We start from the raw sequence: 13,871 nt of genomic DNA, 5'->3' as shown, positions 1-13,871 counted from the left end.
AAATTAAAACAAAGCTAAGAACCTCTTAATTCATAATTATTTTGAGCAAACAATCCGAACAGGCTCTAGAAAGCCAATTGATTATACAATTACAAAAACTGGGATATAAATATATTACTATTGTTGATGAAGCTGGTTTATTATCGAATTTAAAAGCTCAAATAGAAATACATAATAATATACGGTTTAGTGACAGTGAGTTTGAGAAAGTATTAAATATTCTCAATAAAGGATCAGTATTTGAAAAAGCTAAAATACTACGTGAAAGAAAACATCATATTATACGAGATAATGGAGATAACCTATATTTTGAATTTTTAAATATAGAGCATTGGTGCCAAAATGAATATCAGGTTACCAATCAAGTGACAATTGATGGGACATATCTAAATCGCTACGATGTTACATTATTAATAAATGGACTGCCTTTGGTTCAAATAGAACTCAAACGAATAGGTTTGGATATGAAAGAAGCTTTCAATCAAATCAATCGTTATCAAAAACATAGTTTTGGAACAGGAAAAGGACTTTTTCATTTTATTCAATTATTTATCATTAGTAATGGCGTAAATACTAAATATTTTAGCAATTTTGGTACACATAATCAAGAATATCTTCAGACTTTTCATTGGACTGATGAAAGTAATAATCAGCTTAATAATATATTAAATGGTTTTACAGATACATTCTTGGAACCTTGTCATATAAGTAAAATGATATGTAAATATATTGTGTTAAATGAGACTGATAAACGTTTAATGGTATTGCGACCATATCAATATTATGCGGTAGAAAGTATTATAAAAAAGGTAACTGAAAATGAAATTTTGAATGGCTATAATACTGAAAAGAATGGTTATATATGGCATACAACAGGAAGTGGTAAAACCTTAACCAGTTTTAAAGCAAGTCAGATTTTATCTAAAATACCTGCAATTAAAAAAGTAGTTTTTGTTGTTGATAGAAAAGATCTTGATTACCAAACTAATCAGGAGTATGATAAATTTAGTAAAGGCTCAGTAAGTTCAGCAACTAATACGGATGATTTGATTCAAAAGTTTAATGATCCTAATATTAGAATTATTGTGACAACTATTCAGAAACTAAATAATGCTATATCTGGTAGAAATTTATTTAAAATGAAATCCATTCAAAATGAAAGAATGGTATTTATTTTTGACGAATGTCACCGTTCACAATTTGGAGATACTCATAAAAATATTGTTGGTTACTTTACGAATATTCAACTTTTTGGTTTTACTGGGACACCTATTTTAGAGAAAAACTCGGATGGGATGAAAACGACTACAAGTTTATTTGGAAAATGCTTGCATAAATATGTAATTACCGATGCAATACGCGATGAAAATGTATTGAAATTTTCAGTCGAATATATTCAGACCTTCAAGAAGAAGGATCATATTATTGACTTAAAAATAGAAGAAATTAATGAATCTGAAGTTTTTGAAGCACCAGAGCGGAAAGAAGCAATTGTTGATTATATAATTCAATATCATAATCAAAAAACACAAAATAAAAAATTTTGTGCTATGATGTGTGTACAGGATATAGATGCAGTTATTCATTATTATGAGGTTTTTAAACAAAAAAAACTAAATGGAGAACATGACCTGAAAATAACGACTATTTTTAGTTATGCTCAAAATGAAGATCCGATTGAAGAACAGGCTGCTTCTCGATTTGACTTAGTCAATGAATCACAACAAAAGTATGGAAATGGCTATATTCCTCATCGCAGAGAGTTATTGGAAAAATATGTTCGAGATTTCAATGAAATGTTTAGTGAAGCTCAAGATATTAAAGATAATGAAGGCTTCTATAAATATTACAATGCAGTAGCAAATAAATCAAAACATCCTAAACCTGAAGCTGATATCCTTTTGGTTGCTAATATGTTTCTAACAGGTTTTGATAGTAAGAACCTCAATACATTATATGTGGATAAAAATCTGCAATATCATGGGCTAATTCAAGCTTTTAGTCGTACGAATAGAACGTTGGATAAAAATAAGACTCAAGGTAATATTATTTGTTTTAGAAATTTAAAAGAAAAAACAGATGAAGCAATTGCTTTATTTAGTAATAAAGAAGCAATTGATGAGATTATTGTAGAACCTTATGAAGTATATGTAGAAAAGTTTGAAAAGGCTGTTCATAAATTATCAGAAATAGTTTCGGTAGCTGAAGATGTAGATAGACTGTATACGGAAGAAGATCAATTACAATTTATTTTAGCATTTCGTGAATTGATGCGTTTGCACAAAAAAATGAGCCATTATACAGAGTTTACTTGGAACGATCTGAATTTAGATAAAGATTCTTTTATGAAATATAGTTCTAAATATCAGGATTTAAAAGAATCTATTAACCTTAAAAGCAGTGTTCAAAAAACATCAATTCTTAATGATATAGATTTTGAATTAGAATTAATAAGACGAGATACTATTAATGTGACTTATATTATTCAATTATTAATAAATTTTAAGTCTAAACAAAATTCTAAATCAAAACAAAGTATTGAAAAAGATATTACCAATCTTTTAAATACAGAAGTTTCTCTAAGAAGTAAAAGAGAGTTAATAGATAAGTTTATTCAGGAAAGTTTGCCACATATTGATGATAAAGATACTATTCCTAATGAATTTGAAAAGTTTTGGAATGTTGAGCAAGAAAAGGCGTTGAATGAATTAGTCAAAGCCGAAAATTTATCTAAAGAGGAAACAGAAAGAATAATAGAAAATTATGTATTTAGTGAGAGAGAGCCTCTAAGAAAGGAAATATTAGATCTTAGAGTAGAAGGTAGGCCTAGCATTCTCAAATCTAGAGAAATTGGTGATAGAATATTAAATAGAATTATAAGTTTTGTTGATACATTTGTAAGTGGAATGCCTGGAAATTAATATGAAACATCTCAATATATAATGTATAAAAGGGCCCTAGAAAAGGTCCTTTTTATATATTTTTTGATTTAATATTTTATGTTAGAAATTGAGTGTGTCCATTCTCCTACACATCCACCTCCTCAATCTCCACACCGGCAAATACACAAACACCACAGACAGAATCCCAGCCAGTATCCCAACCACCACAGCCATCGCCGTAGCATCCAGCTTATAATCCTTTGAAAAATTATACTGTCCTATAAAGAGTAGGGAGAGTACTAATGAACCTGTAATCAACCCGTGTAAAATGCTTAGTTTGGTCATTAACTTTTTAATATTCAACTGTTCGTCTACAGTAAATTCTATGGCTTCCTGGCTGGCAGCATCGGTTACCCTTTTGATGATATCAATGGTAAGCACTACCGGAAGGAAAATAGCCATCGGCAGGGTAAGGCGGGCCAGGTTTTGGGTTCCTGAGAAAAAATGGGTGTAGCCTAACTCTTTGAAGCTGGCATAGGCGATGATGAAATTAAAAAATACATTCGGAAGGACATAGTAAATCGTACGCTTGATGAGAAAGCGTTTCAGGGTGGTTTTCTTGATGGGTTTTGGCTTCGGAGGCTTTATTTTAAATTTCATACAGAGGTGGTCAATAGCTCAATCGCTTTATCTTTTATCAGATGGGCTTCTTCTTTGGGAAGAAAATTTTCATTGGACATGAAGGTGAAGTCCATCTGCTGGTTGTACGTACTGGCAACTAAAGTATTGGAGTTCAGCCATGGGAAAGCCACGGTAGGACTGAACACGGTTTCCAGATTGAAATTGGTGTAATCATTCGGGATATTCACCTTTCCCATATTGGATAAGGTCACATCATGTCCGCCTTCGCTGGATTTCAGCATCCTGATCATGCGGCTTACAACAGGGTGCATACGTTCTCCCATCCACAGGAGTTCACGGGCTTCCAGCTTACTGATTTTCTCAATAAGGTCTTTTTTGATCTGCTTGGCATTGTCCATCACATCCTTGCTGTCTTTTTTGATGGAAAGCTCTACCGTTGGCGCAAAAGCAAACAAATGGTCTTCCTTGATTTCCGGAATGAAATGGCGTACATCTACGGGACTGATCACCTTACCTTTGGCACGGTCTCCCTGAATATCACGGAAGGCCTGCATCACGGAAGAACACAGCAAAGCGTGGACGGAAATCCCGTTGGCTTTACATTTTTCAGTGATTAGTTTGGTATCCTCAGGAGTCATTTTCCAGTGGATGGCGTAGCTTTTTCCAAGGTTTCTCTTTTTACTTTTTCGCTGGATAGAAAAGAATATTCTGGCGAAGAGCAGGTAAAGACCGGCCTTATATTTTTTAATTCCTGTATTAAAATCCGAAGGGAGAAAATCATCTACCGATTCAAAAGCAACATAAGGAATTAACGGGGAATAAGGATTGTCCAGCAAGCTGAGAAGTTCACGCATTAAAGTCACTCCGGTGGTTCCGTCTGAAATGCAGTGAGGCATGATCCAGAGGATTTCAGAAGTATCCTGTCCTTTCACCCATACTACTTCGGCCAGAGGCTTTTTGGGTTGGTCAAAGAGCTGGAACCATCCTTTTTCGGATTCTTTAAACCAGTCATCGTCTGTTTTTCGTTCTACAATACGGAGTGGAATAGGTTCAATATCTTTCTGTCCCATAAAATAAGGATACCGCCCGACCTTATGATCAACGATAGCCCTCAACATGGGATGTTTCTGCTGGATTTTGATCAGAGCTGTTTTAAAGGTTTCCTCAGAAACCTGCCCTTTGATCTTTGCGGTATAAATACAGTTTAAAGGCGTTTCAGGATCTACATACATGATCCTTTCCACCATCATTAAAGGTCTTTTGATCATGATACTGCCATTTGTTTTAGTTGTGAATGAATGGTCTGCATAACTTCGTCACGTACTGCCATAGCATCGGTATACGGTAAATAGCCTTCGCTTCCCATGAATGAAAAATCCATCTTGCCACGGTAGGTAGAAACCACGAGGGTAGTGGTATTGCCTAGAGGACCAATGACAGAAGGGCTGAAAATAGTCTCCACCGTAAATTCTTTGTACTCATGAGGGATCTGAATACGTCCCAGATTGGAAAACATACAGTCGTTGGATGACTTTCCGTTCTTTAGAAGCCTGGTGAAATTATTCAGCGCATGATGTCCGGATTCCATGACCATCATGGTGAGGTAAGGATTCAGCTTTGAGGTCTTCTGTTCCACAGATTTCTGCATGACACGGAGATTGTCTGTAAAGCTTAGCTTTTCATCAGCAGAAACCACAATCATCAGCCCGAAAGCAAAAATATGGTCTTCTTTGATCTGTTGGGCAAAACGCCTGATGTCTACCGGACAGGAAACTTTATTGAAGGATTTTTCTCCTCTTACTTTTTTAAATGCCTGCAATACGGCCGCACTTAAAAATGTGTTCACTGTTACCCCCTGGGATTTACAGTAAGTGATAAGTTCATTGCTTACCGCTTCATCCAGTTTCCAGTTGATCAGGTAATCATTCTGTCTTTCCACAGCTTTTTTGCCTACCGGAATCCATTTGATGGTAGTAGCCGCCAGTCTTCCGATAAATTTAGCTTTCAGTTTCTGTTTTCTGCTGTTCAGAATATGGGCAGGAACTACATTTTCGATGCCTAAGATTGGATTTTCTATTCCGATATCGGCAGCCGGATTGTCCAGAGCGATGAGAAACTCTTTTAAGAAAGCCATTGCAGAACCGCCATCGCATAAACAATGGTGAAATGCAAACAGCATATCGGAAACTTCTTCTCCCTTAATCCAGATAAACCGGATCAGGGGTAATTTTTCGTAATTAAAAGTGGTGTTCCATTCTTTTCTGGATTCTTCCTGCCACTGATCTTCACTTTGTCTGGTGACGATTCTTACAGGAATAGAAATAGTCTTTTCAGGAACATTAAACCAAGGAATATTTTTTTCATCATGACTGATCAATGCTCTCAACCATGGGTGTTTATTTTGAATTTTGGCTAAAGCCTGCTGGATCTCTTTTAATGTAAAAGTGCCTCTCAGTCTGAACGGAATGACCGCGTTAAAAGGTTCTGTTCCGTCTCCCAGTAACATGCGCTCACCAAATAGCAATCTTCTTTTCATATGCTGATATTTGTCTTTTGTAAGGCCTTATGAATCCTGTGTTTTCATCTGCCTTTGTGTTTATAAATCATTGCGATTTCATTATTATACAGAAGCTAATGTTGAATGTTCCTGTACAAAATTTTCTAATAATTCTACTGCTTTATCGTTACCGCCGGCAAGGGTAAATGTATTTCTGACTTCCTGAGCAGCGGTTCTGTATTTTGGATTTTCCAACAATTCAAAAACGGTTTCACGAAGGGCATCTACACGCAGTCTCTTGTACCGGATGCTGATTCCGCAGCCTGCCTGTTCGATCAGTTTTGCAATATGGAAATGATCATAAGCGATAGGCGTGATCAGCATCGGTAAACCATTACGGAAAGTATCGTTTACCGTATTGAAGCCACCGTGACAGATCACCATGTCCATTTGCTGCATTACTGCAGATTGAGGAACGAAGCTGTTCACAATAAAATTATCCGGCCATTCTTCAAAGATTTCCGGTGGAGTAGCGGCAATCACTGTTACCGGCTGGTCTTTGAACGCAGCAATGATCTTTTCAAAGAAAGCTTTTCTGATATCCACGAGCAGCGTTCCCAATGATACGAAAATCTTTGGAGTGGTAGAAGCGTTTAATTTATCCCAATCAAATGGAGCATCGTTAGGGCGGCCTTTTACCGGACCTACGAATTTCATATGAGGCGGAACGGTTTCAAAACCGGCGAAAGCCTGTGAAGTAAACACCATGTTCAGTTTGTGAGAATGGATGTAAATACCTTCCTCATGAATTCCCACTTCTTTCTGCAGGTCTTTGATGAGGTTTTGCTGCCATTCCCAGATTTTTGGTGCACTTTTTTCCGTGTCTCCCATCACATCCGGCGGAACCGGAGTTGTCGTTACGCAAGGAATATTATGTTTGTGAGCGAAAAGAGCCCCTCCGAAAGTGATGCAGTCGTTCACGATCACATCCGGTATCCAGCTTTCTGTCAGTCTGGTTAATCCCGGCATCATCATTTTAGCGAAAGGAACATAGGTTTCTTCCAGTGCCAGTTTCATTACTTCAGGTCCGGAACAGGCCGGGCCGTCATCCTGTCTTTTTAAAATGCGGGCAATTTCCTCCTGATACGGAACAAGATCTTCTTCGGGATAGAAATAAGAACCTCCTTCAGGAATATGTTTGCTGTCTAAAGGGGTAATTCCGAACCATTTTACTTCGTGTCCGCGGGCAATTAAACTCGCTCCTACACTTAAAGTAGGGCTCACATGTCCGAAAAATGGAGGAACTACGAATAAAAACTTAGAGGGTTTTTCAGGTTTTGAAGCCTTTGATATAGCCTGTTCCAATAGACTGGCTGCAGTAGATGCACCTCCTGCTTCCACAAAAGATTGTCCTACCTTCTGAGCTGCTTCACGATAGCTTGGATTATTTAAAATCTGTTGTACAGCTTCTCTCAGGTGATTGGCTTTAAACCGGTTAAAATTCAGACGTTCACCCGCTTCTGTACGCACCACACGTCCTGCAACATGCGACTGGTCGTAGGCAATCGGGATTACGACCAAAGGAATACCGTTGGATAAGGTTTCAGACACGGTATTGTGACCGCCATGGCATACCACACCGTCAAGATGAGGTAACAGATCCAGCTGAGGAACCTGTTGATAGACCATGAAGTTTTCCGGCCACTGCTCGAAAAGCTGTGGATCAGAAACTACGACAACGGTTAAGTTTTCATCTTTAAAGGCATCAATGACCTTCTGGAAGAATGCTTTTTTATGATCATGATCGAAAGTAGTCCCAATGCTTACCAGGATCTTTTTGTTGGTGGCATTTTTCAATCTGTCCCAATCGAACTCACAAGAAATACGACGCTCTGTAAGAACGGGACCTGTGAACTGATATTGAGAAGGAAGATCATCCATGTCACCAAAGAAATAATTCGAGGTTAAAACAAGCGTCAAGAGATCTGAAGTTGCCAGAGAATGTTCTTCATTGATCCCTAGTTCTTTCTGTAGTGTTACAATCTGATTCACTTCCCATTCGTGTACCTTTGGAAGCTCATTCATGATTTTGATGGCTGCCGGAGCGGTAACGGAAGTGGCGTAAGGAATTCCCAGCGTTTTCGCAGCAACAGGGGCCGCAAATAACTGATGATCCCCGATAACCAAATCAGGCTGGTATGTTTTCAGTAAAGCAATAACTCCGTTATAGCAATGTCTGTTCAGCGGGATAAGCACCTCTTCGTAAAGGAATTTCACGCTGTCGATTCCGTACACTACTTTTTTTGAAATAATATCGAGATATTGTTCACTTTCTTTTTTTTCTTCGTCGGTCTGATCGTACTGGATCAGTAATAATTTTCCTCCCTCGGGAAGTTTAGCCTCTAAAGTAGGGTCAAGGCTGATCCAGGCTACTTCATGTCCTCTTTCCAACAGAGTAGCACCGATGCTTAAGGTAGGGTTGACATGTCCTGTCAATGGTGGAACTATAAATGCAAATTTAGCCATGGTTTTGTGTTAAAATTTTAGATAAAAATTGAGCGATTGTTTCTGCAATCAGATTCGGTTCCTGGATAGGAATATTGTGATCGCCCGGAATTAATTCAAGTTCAGATCCGCTGATTTGAGATTGCAGCCATTCACCCGTAGGTCTGCAGTTGGAATCAGCACCATAAAGCAATAGAGCAGGAGCTGTCAATCCATTGAATTGTGCTTCACCAAGGAAATGTTTTTCCCTGATCATATCTGCTTTAATGGTGGTTTGATTAAACAGAAATTCATACATACGGTGGTTCTTTTCCATCTGTCTTTTCCCCATCTGTACTTTGGTGGTATCAGTAAAGTTGGCTACATAATGCTCAAGGAATTCTTTGCTGTATTCATCAATGATGTTACGCGCTTTTTCGTCCTGAGGATCCGGAGCTTCCATCACCACGAGCTGATTAATGCGGTCCGGGTATTCTAAAGCTGTTTTTAAAGCAATAAGACCTCCGAAGCTATAGCCTACAAGGTGCACTTTTTCCAGTTGAAGGTGATCTATTAAACCTATTAAATCGGATGACATATTGTCAAGGTCGTACCCATCCAAAAAGCGTTCACTCATACCGTGGCTTTTCAGATCGTACATCACCACATGGAAATGTTTTGCCAGAATGGGGGCAATATTAAAATAATAAATGGACAGGTTACTGAACATACCGTGGATGAGTACCACGGTTTGTTCGGCTCCTTTGTTGAGTTCCTGTATATGAACTTGTCTGTTATTGACAGTGATTATTGGCATTCGTAGATATAATTGATGATCATACTAAGGTCAAGATTAATAAGCTGGTCAAGATCCATAGAAGATAACCAACCTGTAAAGTCGATCTGATCGCCAAAATGGGCTTTGATCTTTTCAGAGAAAGAAACAATCTCGATGCTGTCCATTTCAAGATCTTTGGTGAATGAACTTTCAGGAGTAATGTCCATCTCTTCTACAAATTCAGCACCTATCACTTCAGTAATAAAACCTTTTAATAAAGTAAAAAGTTCTTCGTGGTTCATTTTTAATGTTGCGTTTACAGTGTCCATCCGATAATATAATTTTTATGTTTAATAGTTTTGATTTCAATGTTGTTGATCCACAGGTGATCGTCTTTTATTTCTTCGACTTCGAAGGCTTTAGGATTACCTTTGAGTCCTGTTCCCAGGAACTTTCCGTAAGCTTCTTTGGCTACCCAGAAACGGGTGGTCCATTCTGCCTGATCTCTGTCTTTTAATAATGCTAATTCGTTGTCGGTAAATACCATGTCGTAGAATCCGGCGCTGCGTTCTTCCATCAGTTCCATATCGATTCCTACAGATTTTCCATATCTCGCAATTCCCACGGCTTCCTTGCCTTTATGAGCCAATGAAATATGAATGTTTTCTGTAAAATCACTGATGAGGTAAGGTTTCCCCACTTCATCGGAACGGATTTCAAACGTAATCGGGAAGCAGGCATGATTTTTTTCCTGACGAAGGAGATTTCTCACGGCATCTTTCACCGCCACACGGCTTACCATCCAGTTTTTCTTTTTGTTAGGCAATAACTGCTGGTGATGCTGTTTTTCTGTCTGGTTGAAGTATCTTTTCAGGATAAAATCCCATGAAGCCACTCTGGTATAGGCCTGATGGAAAAAGAATACTTCAGGAGCAATCTCTTCCGAAAGTCTGTTGTGAAGCGGTGACATGGAAACATTCCATAAAGCGGCATCAATTTCCAGTCTTCTGTTCTGCCAGCCCGTAATGGCACACCATACTTTTTCGTCTCTTTTCAGGATGATATCTGCGATGGCAAATTCATCATTAAGCTCGGTCAGCATACAGGTGCATTCAAAAATACCTTCCTGATCATGCATATCTCCGAAGAATTCAATATCTCTGATTTTTACAGGGAATGCAATACGGTCTTTCACCAAAGTAAGCTGAAGCCAAAGTCCGAATAGCTGCCCTGCATTGTCGAGTAATGAACCTTTACCGCCGTTTCCTTTTATCTTTCCGATGATTCCTTTATCTCCAACAGCTGAAATTTCAGTAATTCCCTGGTATTTTTCTCCATGGAACATGTGCATGTCATAGATTTCTTCAGGTGTTCTTTCAATAGGTAAAAGATTACCGATGGAAAGATTGAAATCAGGTGTTGGAACAGGAGCAGATTTTAAAACTACTTCTGCGTTGGCAAAGTTTTCAATGTCGAGATAAGCATGGTTTGATGAACGCCATTCTCCTTTTACCGTTTTTTCAAAAGGTTTGGCCACGTTCATCCATTGGAAGACACTTACATTCATGATTTTATGAACCAGTGTTCCCGGAATTTCCGCTTCTGCAATTTCTGCTAATTGCTCAAAAATCATCGTCATCGGAATTACCGGTTCCATATCCGCTACATGAGCCCATCCTTTAGGCTGTCTCAATAAGCTGTGATCGATCAGGTAAGGATGACTTTCCAGGGTTACATACAATTCTTTGGTGAAAGTTGTACTTCTCGGTGCTTTTGGAGCAACCTGTTGTGCTACAGGAGCAACGTGAGCAGGACGTGGAATTGTAATCTCCGGACGGTTCTGGAATAAAGTCAATACTTCTTCCTGCATCCGGATCATATCGGCAACGTTATCCTGGAATGCCTGTACCAGCGGGTGGCCGGATTTTGTAGCAATAGCTGAAGCTGTTGCTGTATATTGTTTTGGTGCCTCAAATGATTGAGCCAACGCTTTCACTTCTTTAAAATTACGGATAATAGGAGAACCTAATTCAAGTTTAATACCTTTTCCTGATGGTCTTTTTGAATGATTCTGAATCTCTAAAAAGTCAAGGGCAATTGCTTTACCTTCTACGAATAGTGAAGCGACTACACGTTGTAACTGCGCTAATGCAGAACGGGTAGGAACGCTGGATGCAATCGTACTGAATGCTTTTCCTTTTAAAGTATCATCAATAAATCCGATCAGGCCTCCGGTACCCACCTGAATGAATACTCTTGCACCTTCTTCGTATAATTTATCTGTCAGCTCACGGAAACGAACAGGCTGAACCAAATGCTCTGCACTCAGTTTTCTGATCGCAGCCTGATCCGCAGGATAAGGTTCTAATGTGGTGGCAGACCATAATGGAATTTTTGTCTGCTGAAACTGTGCTTTTTCCATTCCTGCAAGGATCACATCCAGTTTATCTGCAATAAAAGGAGAGTGGAATCCTGATTGGAACGGCAATACCTGATGAAAAATCTGTTTTGCTTTTAACAAAGGAACCAACTCGTCCAAGGCAGCATTGCTTCCGCAAAGAATCACCTGATTAGGGCAGTTGTCATTGGATACATACAGATTTGAAATTTCATCAATAAAAGGTTTTATGGCATCGATACCAGCTCCTATAGCAATGAATTTGGAATCTTTTAATTCAAATGTTTCCGGATTCAGTACATCAATTAAAGCTTTTACAGAATTGGCTTCTGCCAGCTCAGATGAATATCCTGCCAGCCATTCTCCTAAACTGTGTCCTGCGTTCATATCCGGAATAATTCCCAGTTTTTTCAGTGAATTATCAAGAATACTGCAGTTGTTGAAAATGTTTAAAGCATCGGTTAGAAGACCTTCACCTTCTGTTTCGATTGGCGCTGTGAGTCCGAAATAACGGCTTACCGTTTCTACTTCACCTTTGGCCAGACCGTCTAATCCCGGAAATACAAAGGCTACCTTCCCTCCAGCTTTTAATAATGGAGTAGAAGTGTACCAGATATCCTGTTTGTTTTTCCAGATGATATTTTTGGAAACAATTTTAATTGCTTTTTCTATTCTTGCCGGTGTCGGATCGAAGATGGCTACTCTGAAATCTCCTTCACCAATGGCTGTTTCATTATTTTGTAAAGCTGAAAGCAGTTCTTCATGGGTAGGTCTGGCTAAGATCAATACCTGATCTTTTTTAGGCATATCATACCCTTCAAGAACAACGTGGGCATTGATTCCTCCAAATCCGAAAGCATTTACTGCGGCTACTTTTGGCAGTCCTGTTTTTGACCAGTTTTTGGCTTCCTGTACCGGTTCAAACCTTGTATTCTGCATCTCTGCAGTTGGGTTCTCACAATATAATGTTGGAGGTAAAGTATCGTGATGTAATGCCAGACAGGTTTTAATTAATCCTGCGATTCCCGCTGCCGGCATAGCATGCCCGATATTGGATTTCACAGATCCGATACCCGCTGCCGGAGCAGCTTCTTCTTTGCCGAAGAACTGAGCTAAGGTCTGAAGTTCTGTTTTATCTCCAAGTGGTGTTCCTGTGCCGTGAGCTTCAAGGTATCCAACTTTATTTTTATCTAAATCGGCATTGATCCAGGCTTGTTCCAACGCTTTCAGCTGACCTTTTACGGATGGGCTCATCACACTGGTTCCGGTACCATCACTGCTTACTCCTACACCTTTGATCACCGCATAGATTTTGTCCTGATCACGAACGGCATCTTCCAATCGTTTTAACACGACAAAGCCACAACCTTCACCAATCAGTAATCCGTCAGCATCCATACTGAAGGGTTTGATCTGCTGTTGACGTGACATAGCTCCCAGCTGGGCAAAAATACTCCAGAAAGCAGCATTTTGTCCTGTGTGTACTCCTCCTGCAATCATGATGTCAGAACGACCTCTCTGAAGTTCCTGTACGGCATGATCTACAGCGATTAAAGCGGATGCACAAGCGGCATCTACTGTAAAGGCAGCTCCTCCCAGATTGAATCGGTTGGCGACAAGAGAAGCAACAAGATTGGGAATTAATCCCATCGCGGTATCTGCTGCAAAACGGCCTTTACGTTCCTGAAAAGCATGCTTTACCTTTTCAATATCGGAGGAAGAAACGTGAGGCAGCAATTCCTGTAGTAATGAGGAAATCTGTTCTCCGGTTCTTACAATTTCGATAGCGCGGGTAGCTCCCGGACCGGTATAGTTTCCTTTACCGATGATGATTCCCGTTTTTTCAAGGGAAATATTCTTTTGAAATATTCCAGCGTCTTCCAGTGCTTTCTGTACCAGGTCAAGGGTAAGCAAGTGGTCAGGTTCCGTTCCTTCAACAGCCAGTGGTAAAATACCGAATGCTGTAGGATCGAATGTATAATCAGGGATAAATCCTCCACGCTGACAGTAAAAACGGTCAACGGGACTTGTGGCATCACTGAAATGAACCGGATCTATCCGATCAGCCGGAGCCGGCTCAGTAGAATCGACTTTATTGACAATATTCTGCCAAAAAGTGTTGGCATCCTGTGCCCCGGGAAAGACACAGGATAAACCAATTACAGCAACATCTGTTTTTTTCATACTTAG

General features: G+C 39.2%; 8 protein-coding genes. 1 reads left to right on the top strand and 7 read right to left on the bottom strand.

Annotated elements, in window-relative coordinates:
- The first annotated feature begins 41 nt into the window (after positions 1 to 41).
- Complete coding sequence (locus DYR29_RS08560) at positions 42 to 2,921, top strand: type I restriction endonuclease subunit R (protein WP_213280139.1); 2,880 nt, start codon at positions 42 to 44, stop codon at positions 2,919 to 2,921.
- 81 nt (positions 2,922 to 3,002) lie between these two features.
- Here DYR29_RS08560 and DYR29_RS08555 read toward each other — a convergent pair whose 3' ends face one another.
- From DYR29_RS08555 to DYR29_RS08525, 7 genes are all read right to left on the bottom strand, one after another.
- Positions 3,003 to 3,542 (bottom strand): hypothetical protein, encoded by a 540-nt coding sequence (locus DYR29_RS08555; protein WP_213280138.1) that lies wholly within the window; start codon positions 3,540 to 3,542, stop codon positions 3,003 to 3,005.
- The gene (locus DYR29_RS08550) at positions 3,539 to 4,792 is read right to left on the bottom strand and encodes a phthiocerol/phthiodiolone dimycocerosyl transferase family protein (protein WP_213280137.1); all 1,254 of its coding nucleotides are present in this window, start codon (positions 4,790 to 4,792) and stop codon (positions 3,539 to 3,541) included. Before DYR29_RS08550 ends, DYR29_RS08555 begins: the two co-directional genes overlap by 4 nt.
- Positions 4,789 to 6,060, bottom strand: coding sequence for a condensation domain-containing protein (locus DYR29_RS08545; protein ID WP_213280136.1), 1,272 nt, complete (start codon positions 6,058 to 6,060; stop codon positions 4,789 to 4,791). The genes DYR29_RS08550 and DYR29_RS08545 overlap by 4 nt, the downstream gene beginning before the upstream one ends.
- Positions 6,061 to 6,144: 84 nt before the next feature.
- Positions 6,145 to 8,547: a glycosyltransferase gene (locus tag DYR29_RS08540; protein WP_213280135.1), complete on the bottom strand. Its 2,403-nt coding sequence runs from the start codon at positions 8,545 to 8,547 to the stop codon at positions 6,145 to 6,147.
- Positions 8,540 to 9,322 (bottom strand): alpha/beta fold hydrolase, encoded by a 783-nt coding sequence (locus DYR29_RS08535; RefSeq protein WP_213280134.1) that lies wholly within the window; start codon positions 9,320 to 9,322, stop codon positions 8,540 to 8,542. The genes DYR29_RS08540 and DYR29_RS08535 overlap by 8 nt, the downstream gene beginning before the upstream one ends.
- On the bottom strand, positions 9,313 to 9,612 hold the full coding sequence (locus DYR29_RS08530; RefSeq protein ID WP_002977699.1) for an acyl carrier protein: 300 nt from the start codon (positions 9,610 to 9,612) through the stop codon (positions 9,313 to 9,315). The genes DYR29_RS08535 and DYR29_RS08530 overlap by 10 nt, the downstream gene beginning before the upstream one ends.
- Positions 9,600 to 13,865 (bottom strand): type I polyketide synthase, encoded by a 4,266-nt coding sequence (locus DYR29_RS08525; RefSeq protein WP_213280133.1) that lies wholly within the window; start codon positions 13,863 to 13,865, stop codon positions 9,600 to 9,602. Before DYR29_RS08525 ends, DYR29_RS08530 begins: the two co-directional genes overlap by 13 nt.
- Positions 13,866 to 13,871: the final 6 nt, after the last annotated feature.

It is taken from the genome of Chryseobacterium indologenes (genome assembly GCF_018362995.1).
Lineage (GTDB): Bacteria > Bacteroidota > Bacteroidia > Flavobacteriales > Weeksellaceae > Chryseobacterium > Chryseobacterium indologenes_G.
The sequence above is the reverse complement of the archived record's forward strand: the minus strand, read 5'-3'. Positions and strand labels throughout refer to the sequence as shown.

Excerpts from the sequence above, each read along its gene's own strand:
- DYR29_RS08550 (WP_213280137.1), bottom strand. The coding sequence starts at position 4,792 with ATGATCAAAAGACCTTTAATGATGGTGGAAAGGATCATGTATGTAGAT.
- DYR29_RS08545 (WP_213280136.1), bottom strand. The coding sequence starts at position 6,060 with ATGAAAAGAAGATTGCTATTTGGTGAGCGCATGTTACTGGGAGACGGA.
- DYR29_RS08525 (WP_213280133.1), bottom strand. The coding sequence starts at position 13,865 with ATGAAAAAAACAGATGTTGCTGTAATTGGTTTATCCTGTGTCTTTCCC.
- DYR29_RS08555 (WP_213280138.1), bottom strand. The coding sequence starts at position 3,542 with ATGAAATTTAAAATAAAGCCTCCGAAGCCAAAACCCATCAAGAAAACC.
- DYR29_RS08540 (WP_213280135.1), bottom strand. The coding sequence starts at position 8,547 with ATGGCTAAATTTGCATTTATAGTTCCACCATTGACAGGACATGTCAAC.
- DYR29_RS08530 (WP_002977699.1), bottom strand. The coding sequence starts at position 9,612 with ATGGACACTGTAAACGCAACATTAAAAATGAACCACGAAGAACTTTTT.
- DYR29_RS08535 (WP_213280134.1), bottom strand. The coding sequence starts at position 9,322 with ATGCCAATAATCACTGTCAATAACAGACAAGTTCATATACAGGAACTC.